General features: G+C 67.8%; 15 protein-coding genes and 1 pseudogene. 8 read left to right on the top strand and 8 right to left on the bottom strand.

The window, feature by feature from the left end; genetic code table 11:
• Positions 1-249 precede the first annotated feature (249 nt).
• Both BN11_RS12635 and BN11_RS12630 read left to right on the top strand, forming a co-directional pair.
• Positions 250-1743 carry an APC family permease gene (locus BN11_RS12635; RefSeq protein WP_048698233.1) on the top strand — a complete coding sequence of 498 codons (1494 nt, stop codon included), beginning with the start codon at positions 250-252 and terminating at the stop codon, positions 1741-1743.
• Between the two features lie 160 nt (positions 1744-1903).
• The gene (locus BN11_RS12630) at positions 1904-2818 is read left to right on the top strand and encodes a type IV toxin-antitoxin system AbiEi family antitoxin domain-containing protein (protein WP_048698231.1); all 915 of its coding nucleotides are present in this window, start codon (positions 1904-1906) and stop codon (positions 2816-2818) included.
• Between the two features lie 151 nt (positions 2819-2969).
• On the opposite strand, the gene pntB is transcribed toward BN11_RS12630, so the two are convergent.
• From pntB to BN11_RS12610, 4 genes are all read right to left on the bottom strand, one after another.
• Positions 2970-4376, bottom strand: a complete 1407-nt coding sequence (pntB, locus tag BN11_RS12625; protein WP_048698230.1) for a Re/Si-specific NAD(P)(+) transhydrogenase subunit beta — start codon at positions 4374-4376, stop codon at positions 2970-2972.
• The gene (locus BN11_RS12620) at positions 4376-5932 is read right to left on the bottom strand and encodes a Re/Si-specific NAD(P)(+) transhydrogenase subunit alpha (RefSeq protein WP_048698227.1); all 1557 of its coding nucleotides are present in this window, start codon (positions 5930-5932) and stop codon (positions 4376-4378) included. Before BN11_RS12620 ends, pntB begins: the two co-directional genes overlap by 1 nt.
• A 133-nt stretch (positions 5933-6065) precedes the next feature.
• A complete protein-coding gene (locus tag BN11_RS12615) occupies positions 6066-6452 on the bottom strand; it encodes a tetratricopeptide repeat protein (protein WP_048698225.1) in 387 nt (128 codons plus the stop codon).
• A gap of 73 nt (positions 6453-6525) precedes the next feature.
• Positions 6526-7188 carry an enoyl-CoA hydratase-related protein gene (locus tag BN11_RS12610; protein ID WP_048698223.1) on the bottom strand — a complete coding sequence of 221 codons (663 nt, stop codon included), beginning with the start codon at positions 7186-7188 and terminating at the stop codon, positions 6526-6528.
• A gap of 33 nt (positions 7189-7221) precedes the next feature.
• Here BN11_RS12610 and BN11_RS12605 point away from each other — a divergent pair, with 33 nt between their 5' ends.
• Genes BN11_RS12605 through BN11_RS12600 form a run of 3 tightly spaced genes read left to right on the top strand, consistent with a single transcriptional unit; the run spans position 7222 to position 9228 of the window.
• Positions 7222-8040 (top strand): thioesterase family protein, encoded by an 819-nt coding sequence (locus tag BN11_RS12605; RefSeq protein ID WP_048698220.1) that lies wholly within the window; start codon positions 7222-7224, stop codon positions 8038-8040.
• 26 nt (positions 8041-8066) lie between these two features.
• Complete coding sequence (locus BN11_RS22715; RefSeq protein WP_157044124.1) at positions 8067-8237, top strand: hypothetical protein; 171 nt, start codon at positions 8067-8069, stop codon at positions 8235-8237.
• A 13-nt stretch (positions 8238-8250) separates the two neighbouring features.
• The gene (locus BN11_RS12600; protein WP_048698216.1) at positions 8251-9228 is read left to right on the top strand and encodes a GNAT family N-acetyltransferase; all 978 of its coding nucleotides are present in this window, start codon (positions 8251-8253) and stop codon (positions 9226-9228) included.
• Here the strand turns inward: BN11_RS12600 and BN11_RS12595 are convergent.
• The gene (locus tag BN11_RS12595; RefSeq protein WP_053084095.1) at positions 9225-9572 is read right to left on the bottom strand and encodes an ArsR/SmtB family transcription factor; all 348 of its coding nucleotides are present in this window, start codon (positions 9570-9572) and stop codon (positions 9225-9227) included. The two genes, BN11_RS12600 and BN11_RS12595, sit on opposite strands and share 4 nt — an antisense overlap.
• A 79-nt stretch (positions 9573-9651) precedes the next feature.
• Here BN11_RS12595 and arsM point away from each other — a divergent pair, with 79 nt between their 5' ends.
• Positions 9652-10533, top strand: coding sequence for an arsenite methyltransferase (arsM, locus tag BN11_RS12590; RefSeq protein WP_048698213.1), 882 nt, complete (start codon positions 9652-9654; stop codon positions 10531-10533).
• 7 nt (positions 10534-10540) lie between these two features.
• On the opposite strand, the gene BN11_RS25620 is transcribed toward arsM, so the two are convergent.
• The gene (locus BN11_RS25620) at positions 10541-10675 is read right to left on the bottom strand and encodes a hypothetical protein (protein ID WP_268807109.1); all 135 of its coding nucleotides are present in this window, start codon (positions 10673-10675) and stop codon (positions 10541-10543) included.
• A gap of 112 nt (positions 10676-10787) precedes the next feature.
• On the opposite strand from BN11_RS25620, the pseudogene BN11_RS26160 reads away from it, so the two are divergent.
• Positions 10788-11069 (top strand): annotated as a pseudogene (locus BN11_RS26160) (nucleotide excision repair endonuclease); the annotation flags it as partial.
• Between the two features lie 323 nt (positions 11070-11392).
• Positions 11393-11752 (top strand): hypothetical protein, encoded by a 360-nt coding sequence (locus BN11_RS12585; protein WP_048698211.1) that lies wholly within the window; start codon positions 11393-11395, stop codon positions 11750-11752.
• Positions 11753-11784: 32 nt separating this feature from the next.
• On the opposite strand, the gene BN11_RS12580 is transcribed toward BN11_RS12585, so the two are convergent.
• Entirely contained in the window at positions 11785-12420 is a 636-nt protein-coding gene (locus tag BN11_RS12580) for a cation transporter (protein ID WP_083433730.1), read from the bottom strand.
• Between the two features lie 96 nt (positions 12421-12516).
• Entirely contained in the window at positions 12517-13911 is a 1395-nt protein-coding gene (locus BN11_RS12575) for an MFS transporter (RefSeq protein WP_083433729.1), read from the bottom strand.
• Positions 13912-13915: the final 4 nt, after the last annotated feature.

Raw genomic sequence — 13915 nt, 5'->3', positions numbered from 1 at the left:
CCACCTCGACCCACAGGACCACCGCCGCTCCGCCGCCGGCCGCACCGCCGGCGAGCGCGCGGCATACCGCCAAGAGCGCGAAGCGCGACGCCGACACCGACGAGATCCCGACGCTCCGGCCCCCGCCCTGACACCGTCCCTGATCCCTGGCCCGACCAATCTGCGGGCGGCGTGACGCACGACACGCGAAAACACGCTAGGTTCAGGCAGATTCACCGCCTGTCCAAACCGACCGGAAGGAGTGACCCGATGAGCGTCATGCGGACCAAGTCCATCGAGCAGACGATCCGTGAAGGTGACGAACCCGAGTACCAGCTGAAGAAGAAGCTGACCGCTCTCGACCTGACCGTCTTCGGCGTGGGCGTCGTGATCGGCGCCGGCATCTTCACCGTGGCCGGCCGGGCCGCGAATCAGGTCGCCGGACCGGCCGTCATCCTGTCATTCATCATCGCGGCCCTCTGTTGTGGCTTGGCGGCGCTCTGCTATGCCGAATTCGCGTCCGCGATCCCGGTCAGCGGGTCGGCTTACACCTTCTCGTACGCCAGCCTCGGTGAGATCGTCGCGTGGATCATCGGCTGGGACCTGCTGCTGGAGCTGCTGCTCGGGGCCTCCGTCGTGGCTCAGGGCTGGTCGGCCTACCTCGGGATCTTCCTCGATCACCTCGGGATCACGATCCCCGAATCGATCGGCTACGGCTCCAGCTTCGACCTGCCGGCCTTCTTGCTGGTGGCCGTCCTGACGGTCCTGGTCAGCGTCGGCATCAAGGAGTCGATGCGGGTCAACATGGCTCTGGTGGCCCTGAAGGTCTTCATCGTCCTGTTCGTCATCTTCGCCGGTATCGGCTACATCAACCGGGACAACTACTCCCCGTTCATCCCGCCGGCGCAGGCGAGCGAGAGCAAGTCGACGATGGAGTCGCCTTTGATCGAGTGGGCGCTCGGCTACACCCCATCGCACTTCGGGGCCCTGGGCATCATGGCCGGTGCGTCGCTGGTCTTCTTCGCCTACATCGGTTTCGACGTCGTCGCGACCACCGCCGAAGAGGCCAAGAACCCCGCCCGCGACCTGCCGCGCGGCATCATCGGCTCGCTCATCATCTGCACGATCCTGTATTGCGCCACGGCGCTGGTGCTGACCGGCATGGTCAAGTACACCGAGTTGGAGGCGGCCGGCTCACTCGCCGGCGCCTTCGAGCAGGTCGGCAGGCCCGGCTATGCCACATTGATCTCGGCCGGCGCGGTGGCCGGTCTGACCACCGTGGTCATGACGCTGATCATCGGCGCGAGCCGTGTGGTGTTCGCGATGAGCCGGGACTGGCTGCTCCCGGCCTCCATCGGCAAGGTCAATCCCAAGACGGGCACCCCGCTGAAGATCACGGTCGCGCTCGGGACGTTGATCGCCCTCACCGCGGCACTGACGCCCGTCGGCAAGCTGGAGTACATGATCAACATCGGGACCTTGTCGGCGTTCTTCCTGGTCTCCATCGCCGTGCCGGTCCTGCGCAAGCGGCGTCCCGACTTCCACCGCCCCTTCAAAGTGCCCTTCAGCCCCTTCCTGCCGTGGCTGTCCGCGGCCATCTGCGGCTACCTGATGCTCACCCTGCCGGTGGAGACCTGGCTACGCTTCCTGATCTGGCTGGCCCTCGGCTTCTTGATCTACTTCCTCTACAGCTACAAGAACTCCCGCCTCGCCGGCCGCACCGACCCGCAGGACTCCGGCCTCCCCTCCATGACCTCCACGTAGCGGGGCTGGGCGGCGACCCGCACTTTTCCGCCCAGTGCCACTTCATACCGGTGCGCCTCGCAACATTCGCGAGGCGTACCGCTATGAACCCACCCAAGGTTGTCCACAAGGGTCTTCTCGGGTCTGGCCACGACACCTGCGGGCGCGAATGATCCGGACCATGAAATCTCTTCCGGACGACATCAAGGACTTGGCCGCCTCTCAGCACGGGTGCTTCACGACGCGGCAATCGCTGCTTCTCGGCGTGGATGCGCGCACGCTGGTCGAACTCAAGAGGGCGGACGTCATCGACAACCCGATGCGTGGTCTCTATCGAACGACCAAAATGATCGATGGGGACTCAGTCGCAAACCATCGCCAGTTGATGCACGGGACGAGGCTGCTCTATCCCGATGCGGTCTTCGCCAGCATGAGCGGGGTTATCGCGCACGAGGTCACCACGTGGGGCTGCGCCCTGGCGAAGCCTGTCATCAGGCGGCCGATCAACCGCGGGCGGGGCAATCAGGGCGTGATCGTACGCCGGCGCGCCCGTGACACGGTGATGACGCCTTTCGGGGCGGCCGTGCCTCTCGCCACGGCCTTGGTGGAACTGGCGATCGACGCCGGAACCCAGGTGGGCATCGTGAGCGCCAACAGCGCGCTGCACGAAGGCAAGTTGACGGACGCCGACCTCGCCGATGCGATCGCGGAGATGACCGACTGGCCACGTGCTGGACGAGCCAAGGCGATGGGCAAGATGGCCGAGCAGAAATGCGAGTCGGTGGCCGAGTCGCGGGCCATGTTCCACTTCCTCACCCACGGCATACCTGTGCAACCGCAGGTGGAGATCTTCGACAAGGGTCGTTTGGTGGGTCGAGCCGACTTCCAGATTGTGGGCACAAAGGTCCTCATCGAGGTTGACGGCAAAGTGAAGTATGCGGACGGGGCGTCGAGCGTCCTGTGGCGCGAAAAGCTCCGGGAGGATGCGTTGCGAGCCCTGGGCTACCGCGTGGTGCGGGTGACCTGGGAGGACATCGAGAAGCCGGTGCGACTGCTTGCAAAGATTCGCCAAGCCTTGGAATTCGACGCAGCCTGAGGTCGTCCGAGTGGGTCATCCGATCGTCTGGGTGGCTTCATAGCAGTGCGCCTCGCAACTGTTGCGAGGCGCACTGCTATGAAGTGGCACTGGGCGGAAAAGTTCCGACCGCCGGCGCCCTATCGACCGGGGCGGTCGGCGGGGGGCGGGGTTACAGGGCCTTGAGGATGTCCTCGACGCGCTCCTTGGCGTCGCCGAAGAGCATCTGGGTGTTCTCCTTGAAGAAGAGCGGGTTCTGGACGCCGGCGTAGCCGGTGGCCATCGAACGCTTGAAGACGATCACGTCGCCGGCCTCCCAGACGTGCAGCACCGGCATACCGGCGATCGGGGAGTTCGGGTCGTCCATCGCGGCCGGGTTGACTGTGTCATTGGCGCCGATGACGAGCACGACATCGGTGTCGGCCAGGTCGTCGTTGATCTCGTCCATCTCCAGGACGATGTCATAGGGCACCTTGGCCTCGGCGAGCAGCACGTTCATGTGACCCGGCAGGCGCCCGGCGACCGGGTGGATGCCGAAGCGCACGTTGACGCCCTTGCCCCGCAACACCTTGGTGATCTCGGCGACGGCGTGCTGCGCCTGGGCGGTCGCCATGCCGTATCCGGGCGTGATGACGACGGACTTGGCCTCGCGCAGCAGTTCGGCGGCGCCCTCGGCAGTGATCTCACGGTGCTCGCCGTAGTCGGTGTCGGAGGCCACCGTGCCGCCCTCGACGCCGAAGCCGCCGGAGATGACCGCAAGGAAGTTGCGGTTCATGCCCTTGCACATGATGTAGGACAGGAAGGCACCGGAGGAGCCGACGAGCGCGCCGGTGATGATGAGCAGCGCGTTGTTGAGCAGGAAGCCGGCAGCCGCGGCAGCCCATCCGGAATAGCTGTTGAGCATCGAGACCACGACCGGCATATCGCCGCCGCCGATCGAGGAGACCAGGTGCCAGCCGAGGAAGAGCGCGAGCAGCGTCATGATGCCCAGGAGCAGCTGGCGCAGGAACATGTTCTCCGGGTCGACGAGGCAGTAGATGATCGTCAGGACGACGAAGACAGCGATGATGCCGAGATTGACCAGATTGTGCGCCGGCAACATCTTCGGGGCGCTCTTGATCTTCGCCGACAGTTTCAGGTAGGCCACGATCGAGCCGGTGAAGGTCACCGCACCGATGAAGACGCCGACGAAGACCTCGACGTCGTGAATCGTCGGATAGGCGATCGCCGCGTGCTCCTCGTATGAGGAGTTCCAGCCCACGAGCACCGCGGCCAGACCGACGAAGCTGTGCAGGATGGCGATCAGCTCCGGCATCTGGGTCATCTCGACCTTGCGGGCGACGGACATGCCCAGCACGGCCGCGACGACCATCGCCGGCAGGATCCAGAAGAGTCCGTTCCAGTCGGTGCGGTCGCCGGCGAGCAGCACCGTCACGACGAGGGCGATCACCATGCCGGCGATGCCGTAGCGGTTGCCCATGCGGGCGGTCTCGTGCTTGGACAGCCCGGACAGCGCGAGGATGAAGAAGAGACCAGCGATCAGATAGGCGCCGCTCACGAGGGTCGTCGAGACGTCCATCAGGCCGGCTCCTCCCGCTTGAACATGTCGAGCATTCGGTCGGTGACGGTGAAGCCACCGAAGATGTTGATACTGGCGACGAGCACGCCGAGGAAGGCGAGGATCGAGACCCACAGGTGTCCGTGGCCGACCTGCAGCAGAGCGCCGACGACGATGATGCCGCTGATCGCGTTGGTGACCGACATCAACGGGGTATGCAGCGCGTGGTGCACATTGCCGATGACGTAGAACCCGATCACGACGGACAACATGAAGATGAGGAAGTTGCCGAGGATCGCCCCTGGCATCCACGCCGACAACAGCACGAACAGCAGGCCCAACCCGACGATCAGGCCGAACCGGCGTTGCTGGCTCATCGGCTTCTTGACGGGCTTGTCCGCGACCGGGGTGGCGCCTCCGGCCGGGGCGGTCGCGGGCGCCGCCGAGACCTGGACGGGCGGCGGCGGCCACAGGGTCTCGCCGGCCTGCGCCACGGTCATACCGCGCACCACGGTGTCGTCCATGTCGAGGACGGCCTGGCCGTCCTTCTCGGGGGTGACCAGCTTCATCAGGTTGACGAGGTTCTGCCCGAAGAGCTGGGAGGCCTGGGTCGGGAGGCGGCCGGGCAGGTCGGTGTAGCCGAGAATCTTCACGCCATTGGCCGTTGTTACGACCTGATCGGCTTGTGCCCCAGCGACATTGCCGCCATTCGACGCTGCCATGTCGACGATGACCGAGCCGGGCTTCATCGAGGCGACCATGGCCTCGTCGATGATCCGCGGCGCGGGACGCCCGGGGATGAGCGCGGTGGTGACGATGATGTCGGCCTTCGGCACCTCCTCGCGATACATCTCGGTGGTCCGCTTGTTGAACTCCTCGCCCATCTCCTTGGCGTAGCCGTCGGCGGACGGGCCGGTGTCGAGGCCCTCGAGGTTGGGCCGCAAGAACTGCCCGCCCATCGACTCGACCTGGTCGGCGACCTCCTGGCGGGCATCGAACGCCTTGACGACAGCACCGAGGCTGTTGGCCGTGCCGATCGCCGCGAGCCCGGCCACGCCGGCGCCGACGACGAGCACGGTCGCCGGCGGCATCTTGCCGGCCGCCGTGACCTGCCCGGTGAACATGCCGCCGTATTCGTTGGCCGCCTCGATGATGGCGCGGTAGCCGCCGAGGTTGGCCATCGACGACAGCACGTCGAGGGCCTGCGCGCGCGAGATGCGCGGCACGGCGTCCATCGCCATCGCCGTAACGCCCTTGGCGCGCAACGCTTCCACGAGCTCGGGATTGAGCGCCGGCGCCATCAGCGACATCAGGATCTGACCGGAGCGCAACCGCTCGATCTCCTCCGCGTCCGGCGCGTTGATCTTGAAGACGATGTCGCCGGCATACGCCTGCTCGGGCGGCACGATCGCCGCTCCGGCAGCGGTATAGGCGCTGTCCTCGTAGGCCGAGGCGCGCCCGGCTCCGGTCTCGACGGCCACGTCGTAACCGAGCTTGATCAGCTGCTCGACCGTCCTGGGCGTCGCGGCGACCCGGGACTCGCCGGGTCGGGTTTCCTTGGGCACAACGATGCGCACGAGCGTCCCCTCATCTGTGGGTTTCCTGCTGCATCGAACCTACTCGCGTGCCCTCCCCGGGTGCCAATTCTGGACGCCCGCCGGGGTATGCCGTTCGCCACCTTTTCGGGTGCCGTGCCGGGTGGTATGCCGCTCAGCCGGTTTCGGCGGCGCTCCCGCCGGGGCGGCTGACGTCGACGCCGTATGCCGCGGCGAGCCGCTCGGCGGCGAGCGCCTCGTCCGTGCGCCCGGCGCGTTGCAACGAGCGGACGAGGATCAGCAACGCATAGGAATTGCCCGGGTCGCCCTGCAGGATCTCGTGTGCCGTGTCCACCGCGCGCATCAGCTGCGCAGAGTGGAAGTAGCTGCGCGCCAACAACTCTCGCGCCTCGCCGAGCCCGGGCTCGGAGCCATGGTGTTCGAGCAGGTACTCGAGGACCTGCCCCGCCTCGATGTACTCGCGACCCTCGAAGAGCTCCTGCGCCCAGGTGTAGATGTCATAGGGCTCGCGCCCTTCCAGCATGCGCACAGCCAAGGTCATGTTCGGCTCCTGCCGGTCCGGGTCGGCATGGTTACGCCGCCTGCAACACCGGCGGCCGCGTCGGTGTTCCCGGTCAGGCGAGCGGCTCGGCGAGCGCGGCGGTCACCGACGCGAACATCCGCTGCTTGATCGTCCCGAGCGTGCCGCGGTCCTTGCCGACCAGCGAGCGGGCCAGCTCGATCGCTGTGGGCAGCACCTCCTCCTCGCTCGCCACCGCGTCCACGATCCCGGCCGACAAGGCCTCCGCCCCGCCATACCGCCGGGCGGTCGTCATCGCATCGATCGCCGACCGCGGTGTCAGCTTCGACTGCACCAACGCGCTCATGCCGACACTGAACGGGATCCGGATGTCGGCTTCGGGCAGGCAGAAGAAGCCGCGGTCGCCGCGCATGATGCGGTAGTCGTGGCTGAAGGCGATCAGGGCCCCGCCGCCGAAGGCGTGGCCGTTGATCGCGCACACGGTCGGCACCGGGAGTGTCAGCACCCGTGACAGGAACTCCTCCACCCGCTTGACATAGGGGAAGAACTGATCGGGATGCGCCTGCACCCAATCCAGATCCAGGCCGTTGGAGAAGAACTTGCCGGTTGCCGTGGTGACCAGCGCGCCGGGCTCCGTGGCGGCCTCGAGTTCGTCGAGATGGCCGTTGACGGCATCGAGCCAGTCCGGCGAGAAACGGTTCTCGTCGGAACCGAAGTCGAGGATCCACAGCGAGTCGTCGCGACGCAGTTCGGGCATAGCGCGATCCTGCCACGGCATACGATCGGCGCCATGACCGGCTCCCACCCCCTCGATGTGCTTTTCGACGCAGCGGCCGCGGGGAGTGAGGTGGAGATTCCCGAGGGCTGGGGGCAGGGCCGAGCCGTGTATGGCGGCCTGGTCGCCGGCACGCTGCAAGCGCACGCCCTCGGGGCCTTCGACCTGGAGCCGGATGCCTTGCGGGCGACCACGACATCCTTCGTCGCGCCGACCGAGTGCGGTCCGGCCCGCCTGGAAGCGGTGCTCCTGCGCCGTGGCTCGTCGGCCACGCAAACGGAAGTCAAACTGTGGCAACGCGATTCGCGCAGCGGCGAGGAGACGGTGCGCTCGGTGCAGCTGTCGGCGTATGGCGCTGACCGGGAGTCGAGCGTCGACCTGGCTCCGGCCCCGCCGCGGCATACGATCCCCGACCCCGACCCGCTGATGGTGGTTCCGGTCGTTCCCGGGATCACGCCGGAGTTCTTCGCCAAGGTGCAGTTGCGCCCGGCGCACGGCCGATTCCCCTTTTCCGGCAGCACGACTGGCGACATGGCCGGCTTCATGCGCCTGACCGAGACCCCGCGCGCCCTCGCGCTACCGCACTTCATCGCCCTCGTCGACGCCTGGCCACCCGCCCCCGGACAGCTGCTGCGCTCCCCCGCGGCGATGAGCACACTCACGTGGACGCTCGAAATGCTCACTCTCCCAACCGGTCCCGCGGACCAACACTGGTGGTATGAAGTGGACACCGACGCCGCCCACAACGGCTACGCGCACACGCACGCACACGTCTTCACCCGCGACGGCGCGCCGGTCGCCATCTCCCGGCAGACGATCACGATCTTCGGCTGAGCATCGGGCGTGGCACCCTCGGCGGCATGAACAGCGAGCGCCGGCGGCATACCGTCGCCGCGCTGCTCGCCGCCGGACTGTGGGGCACGACGGGGACGGTGGCGCATCATGCGCCGGCCGGCAGCAACCAGGCTCTGGTCGGGCTGGCGACGTTCGACATCACCGCCGAACGGCGGGCCACAGCGCCCACCCCTTGATTACGATCGTCGAGTGACACCGGAGGTCGTGGCCGCCGCGCGCGTGCCGTGGACAAGCCCCGCCATCCGCTCCTGGTATTCCGCGCCGAGCCTCCTCGCGCAGCTCGCCGATGGCGTGCGCCAGGAGGTCGCGTGGGTCGGGGACGAGGAGTTCGGGGCCGAGTTGCGAGGCCACGTCGACTCGGCCTCACCGATGCCGCCACTGGCTTGGGCGAACCGAGTCCTTGACCTACCCGACGGCGGGTGGGCCTTGTGCGGCATACGTTTTCGCCAGCGCGACAACGCCCGCCCCTTCGTGGACGTTGTCGCCAGCACTGCTCCCCCGACCCCTGACGGACTGGCAACGATCGCCGCCGCGGTGGCGCCGGCATACGACCCGTGGCACCCGCTCGCCCTGCGCGCGAACCTGCCCGATCCGGACGCGATCATTGCTGCGGTGCGGGGAGATTCACGCTTCGTGGGGATGTCGGTCGATATGTATGTGATGGCCGGTCTCGTGCACCGGCTCCGCACTCGGAAGCGGGACATCGACGACCGGCTCCGGCTGGTCCCCGGCAGCCCCGGTGAACTCGCCGCGCGCAACGCCGGGATCTACGGCGAGCTCTATCGGCGGGACCCGGAGCGCGCCCGCTGGGCCACACCCGAGGACGCGGACTCCCTGGCCGACTGCGCCGACGAGGGCTTGCTCTTCGAGGTGCGGGTGCACGACGAGCCCGCCGGAGTGGTCGCGGCCATGCGATGGGACGCGCACGGCATGTGCGGCTTCTCTGTGGAGGAACTCGCTCTGGATGCCGAGCATCGCGAAAAGGGACTGGGGCCCGTTGTGCTGCAACGACTTCTGCGCAAACTACCCGCGGACGACGGGGATGCGCTGTGGGGCACGATCCACCGCGACAACATCCCGTCCCTGCGCAACGCCCTGCGCGTCGGCCGCGAGATCGTCGGCGCCAACATGTGGATCACTCCCGCCGGCTGGTCCGGCATGCCTTAGCAGCAGTCGACGGACAGCAGGGCGGAGAGGGCAGCCAGGGCTTCGGGGCGGATCCAGTAGTAGACGAAGGTGCCGCGACGTTCGCTGTCGACCAGCCCGGCATCGCGCAGCGACTTCAAGTGATGGCTGATCGTGCCGGACGACAGATCGAAGGCCGGGGTGATCTCACAGACGCAGACCTCGGGCTGCGTGGCGATGAGGGACGCCATCCGCAGGCGGACCGGGTCGCCGAGAGCCTTGAACATCGGCGCGAGGCGTTCGGCGTCGGCCGCGCTCACCGGGATCTTGGTGAGTGCGCAGCAGGTCTGGGCCGGCTGCGCGCCGGCCGGGGCCGAATTCGTCACGCCGTCTATCTTGACAGATATCGAATCAGAGGTCCACGATGGATTTTGATTCGATAATCATCAAGACAAGGAGCAATCGATGTCCAGCAATCTCACCGACGATCAGGTCCGCGACGCCGTCCGGGAGCGGTATGCCGCGTCGGCTCACCTGTCCCTGTCGGGCAAGGTCGACTCCTGTTGCGGCGGAACGGTTCCCGCGCCTGGCGAGTCCAGTTGCTGCGGCGAAGCCGGCAAGGCGCGCGGCCTCGACCCCATCACGGGCGGGCTGTATGACGAGACGGATGTCCCCTTCGACGCCGCGCTCGCGGCGTCGCTCGGCTGCGGCAACCCGACGGCGCTCGCCGAGCTGGCGCCCGGCGAGGACGTCCTCGACCTCGGCTCGGGCGGCGGCCTCGACGTGCTGCTCTCGGCACGCCGGGTCGGGCCGGAGGGCACGGCATACGGCCTGGACATGACGCACGAGATGCTCGCGCTCGCGGAGAGACACAAGACGGAGGCCGGCATCGAGAATGCTCAGTTCCTGCTGGGCACGATCGAGCAGGTGCCCCTGCCGGACGCGAGCGTCGACGTCGTCATCTCCAACTGCGTCATCAATCTCTCCCCCGACAAGGACGCGGTGCTGCGCGAGGCCTTCCGCGTGCTGCGCCCCGGCGGCCGGTTCGCCGTCTCCGACATCGTGCTCCTGCGCGAGATCCCGCAGGAGTTGCGCGGGGTGCTGGCCCTGTGGACCGGCTGCATCTCCGGGTCCCTGAGGGACGAGGAGTATGTCGCCAAGCTCGCCGCCGCGGGCTTCCACGACGCGGGCGTCGAGGTGACCCGGGCCTATTCACGGGCCGACCTCGAAGACCTGGCCGATCAGATGGACCTGACCGCACTCCCGGAGGGAATGGACCCGGCCGGCTCGATAGACGCCCTCGATGGCGCCTTTGCCAGCGCCTTCATCCGGGCCACCAAGCCCTGACAGCCCGTCAGGCGGCGCGCCGGTCCTGGGCGGGGTGGCGGTCGGCGGCGGGGGTGACCCACCGCGCTTCCATACGGGTGCGTCCATCCCGTCCCGTGACCGGACGCCATTGCATGACCAGTTTCTGACTCTTGTCGCTCATCGTGTGTTCACCTTCCGTTCACTTTCAGTTCACCCACCGTACGCGGTCAACCCCCTGTTGACCAAATCGACTCGCAACCCCGCGTGTCCGGACCGCGTGGGACGCTGGCCTGGTGCCGCCTACCGCCTCGACGACTCGCCGAATCGTGCGGTCACCGGCCCGCGAGGCGTGCTCGCTGCTCCCCCACGAGCCCGGTGTCTATCGCTTTCGAGACGAACGCGACCGGGTCATGTATGTCGGTCGCGCCAGCGATCTGCGCTCACGCACCCGCTCGTACTGGGGCGACCTGCACGGCCGACGGCATCTGCGCCACATGGTGGGGCAGATCGCGCGCGTCGAGGCCTTGGTATGCCAGTCGGTGCATGAGGCCGCGTGGCTGGAGCGCAACCTGCTGACACGCTCTCTGGCTCGCTGGAATCGGACCCGCGGCGGGCAGGAAGTGCCGGTCTGGTTCGTGCTCGATCCCGGGCCCCGGGCACCGTCCCTGTCGCTCCGCTACGGGCCGCCGCCCGACCCGGAGCTCGGTTTCGGGCCCTACCTGGGCAGCACGCGAGCGCGCCTCGCCCGCTCCGGCGCGCTGCGGGCATGGCCGGTGCACCTGACGGGAACGCACCTGGACGCCGGCACCCGCTCGATCGGTGAGGCCCGCGGCGTCGATCCGTCCCAGCGCGCAGGTGATCGCCGGGCTCGTCGGGTTGCTGAGGGGCGTCGAGGACGATGTCGCAGCCACCCGCGCCCGCCTCGTCGAGTCGCGCTCGCGCCGCCGCCCAGCTCGGTTACGAGGTGGCCGGGCAGATCCAGGAAGAACTCGCCGCACTCGAGTGGAGCGTGGCGCCACAGACCGTGGCGGGGTGCACGCCACCTGACCTGCGTGTCGCGGCCTGGCACGACGGCCTGCTGCTCACGTTGCGGGCACGCGACGGTTTCGTGGACGTGTGGCGCACGCGCGACTGCCCGGCCCGTCAAGGTGCCCAACTGATCGCCGCCACACCCCCCGGCTGGCAGCAGTTCGCGGACCGCAACGTCCGCCTCCTGGTTGCTCTACGCGATGCCCAGGGCGGCGCAAACCGGGCCTGATCCCTCGAATGCGGTTGCGGGCCAAGACGAGGTCAGTCGAGGTCCTCGCCGGCCAGCGCCTTGGCTGCCAGCCGCTCCTCCTCGCTGACCTCCCAGACCTCATGAGCCGCGCGCAGGGCCAGCGCGATGATGAAGACGCCGAGGATCAGGTCGGGCCAGCCGGTGGCGTTCCACACGGTGACGACCGCCATGGCTATGATCGCCAGATTCACCAGCACGTCGTTGCGGGCGGACAGGAACGCACCCTTGCTGAGCGAACCACCGTGATGCCGCACGCGAGCCAGCAGCCAGGCGCTGGTGCCGTTGACCACGATGGCTCCGAGGGAGGCCAGCACGATCGGTGGTGGGTCCGGCGCGGCCGGGTCGGTGAAGCGTTGGATCGCCTCCCAGCAGGCGACGACTGCCGGGACGAGGACGACGACCGCCATCGCCTTGCCGGCCACCGCGCGCCTGGCCAGCGGCCAGCCCAGGGCGATGAGGATCAGCAGGTTGACGGCGGTGTCCTCGAGGAAGTCGACGCTGTCGGCGAGCAGCGAGACCGAGCCGGCGACCTGGGCGACCGCGAACTCGACGAAGAAGTAGGCGAAGTTGAGCGCCGCCACCAGCGTCACCGCCCGGCGCAACTCACCCGACTCGATCGTGGGTGCGGGCTGACTGTCAGCGCTCATCGGTGGTTCCCTCCGCGGACGTGTGCGACCCGGGACAGTCCGGCGCCGGCCGTGACTCGAGGTCACAGCCGGCGCGGGACGTCGCCGGGATGACCCCTACGACGGCTTCGGAGCACCCGGACGGGCGTAGCGCATCCACACGATGATCGTGCACATGATCGCCCAGGCGACACCGATCCAGTAGAACGCCGTCGGGCCGAGCGAGCTGACGCCCACACCGAAGAAGAAGGGCCCGAAGGCGGCGATGGCGGCCGTCCAGCCGATCACGCCGCCGGCCTGGCGGCGCTCGAAGATCATCGGCATCTGCTTGAAGGTCGAGGCGTTGCCGATCCCCGAGAAGAGGAAGATCGCGAGCATCCCCCACAGGAAGTGGTTGAAGTCGCCCTTGAGCGCCGCGGCCGAGGAGAAGTCGGGCGTGAGGGCCGGGATCGTGTAGATGATCGAGGCGATGAGGCCGATGCCGGAGATGAGCGACCAGATCGCACCGCCCATCTTGTCGGTCAGCGGCGAGAAGAGCACGCGGGCGCCGGCGCCGATCAACGGGCCGAGGAAGACGTACTTGACCGGGTCGGGCACGGCATACCCCTCGATCAAAACCTTGGCGGCAGCGCCGGTTCCGGACACGACCTTGTCATTGCCCGAGCCGTAGAGGTTGGCCATGAGCAGGCCGAACTGCGCAGCCAGGCCGGAGAAGGTGCCGAAGGTCATGATGTAGATCAGCGTCATCCACCAGGTGTCCTGGTTGGAGAAGATGTCGAACTGCTGCCTGATATTCGCCTTGACCGGCACCGACTTCAGCATCGTCCACGCGAGCACGGCGCCGATGATCATCAGCGGAATCCACACGAAGGCGGCGTTCTGGAAGTAGACGTTCTTGTCGGGCTTGCCCGCAGTCTTGAGCACCTGGGAGCCGCCGAAGATGGCCAGCCCGGACATGGCGATCAGATAGGGCGTGAGGAGTTGGACGACCGAGACACCGAAATTGCCCAGGCCGGCCTGCAGACCGAGCGCGGTGCCCTGCATCCGGCGCGGGAAGAAGAAGGACGTCGAGGGCATGAAGCCGGAGAAGAGGCCGCCGCCGATGCCGGCGAGGAAGGCCAGCACCATCAGTTCCCAATAGGGCGCGGTCGGGTGCTGCACCCGCACGCCCCACCCGAGGGTGGAGGCGATCAGCAACAACGTGCTGAGCGAGACCATCTTTCGCGTGCCCATGATGGGCGGCAGCACCATCCAGACGAGCCGGAACAGGCCGGCGGCGAGGCCGGGCATGGCGGCCATCCAGTAGAGCTGGTTCTTCGACCACGAGTAGCCCAGGGAGTTCAGCTTGGGGATGATCGCGCTGGGCAGGAACCAGGCGATGAACGCGAGGGTGAGGCAGAAGGTGGTGATCCAGAGGGTCCGCCACGCCAGGCCTTTGTCCCAGCGTGCCTCGTCTTCCGGATCCCAGGCCTGCAGCCACTCCCCGCCGGTGCGGGTCGGTGCGGTGCTCATGGTG

Origin of the sequence: Nostocoides australiense Ben110 (genome assembly GCF_001050535.1) — a bacterium.
In the GTDB taxonomy this organism is placed as follows: Bacteria; Actinomycetota; Actinomycetes; order Actinomycetales; family Dermatophilaceae; genus Nostocoides_A; species Nostocoides_A australiense.
The sequence above is the reverse complement of the archived record's forward strand: the minus strand, read 5'-3'. Positions and strand labels throughout refer to the sequence as shown.

Excerpts from the sequence above, each read along its gene's own strand:
- BN11_RS12610 (WP_048698223.1), bottom strand. The coding sequence starts at position 7,188 with ATGCCCGAACTGCGTCGCGACGACTCGCTGTGGATCCTCGACTTCGGT.
- BN11_RS25620 (WP_268807109.1), bottom strand. The coding sequence starts at position 10,675 with ATGAGCGACAAGAGTCAGAAACTGGTCATGCAATGGCGTCCGGTCACG.
- BN11_RS12585 (WP_048698211.1), top strand. The coding sequence starts at position 11,393 with ATGTCGCAGCCACCCGCGCCCGCCTCGTCGAGTCGCGCTCGCGCCGCC.
- BN11_RS22715 (WP_157044124.1), top strand. The coding sequence starts at position 8,067 with ATGAACAGCGAGCGCCGGCGGCATACCGTCGCCGCGCTGCTCGCCGCC.
- pntB (WP_048698230.1), bottom strand. The coding sequence starts at position 4,376 with ATGGACGTCTCGACGACCCTCGTGAGCGGCGCCTATCTGATCGCTGGT.
- BN11_RS12605 (WP_048698220.1), top strand. The coding sequence starts at position 7,222 with ATGACCGGCTCCCACCCCCTCGATGTGCTTTTCGACGCAGCGGCCGCG.
- BN11_RS12615 (WP_048698225.1), bottom strand. The coding sequence starts at position 6,452 with ATGACCTTGGCTGTGCGCATGCTGGAAGGGCGCGAGCCCTATGACATC.
- BN11_RS12635 (WP_048698233.1), top strand. The coding sequence starts at position 250 with ATGAGCGTCATGCGGACCAAGTCCATCGAGCAGACGATCCGTGAAGGT.
- BN11_RS12630 (WP_048698231.1), top strand. The coding sequence starts at position 1,904 with ATGAAATCTCTTCCGGACGACATCAAGGACTTGGCCGCCTCTCAGCAC.
- BN11_RS12575 (WP_083433729.1), bottom strand. The coding sequence starts at position 13,911 with ATGAGCACCGCACCGACCCGCACCGGCGGGGAGTGGCTGCAGGCCTGG.
- arsM (WP_048698213.1), top strand. The coding sequence starts at position 9,652 with ATGTCCAGCAATCTCACCGACGATCAGGTCCGCGACGCCGTCCGGGAG.
- BN11_RS12580 (WP_083433730.1), bottom strand. The coding sequence starts at position 12,420 with ATGAGCGCTGACAGTCAGCCCGCACCCACGATCGAGTCGGGTGAGTTG.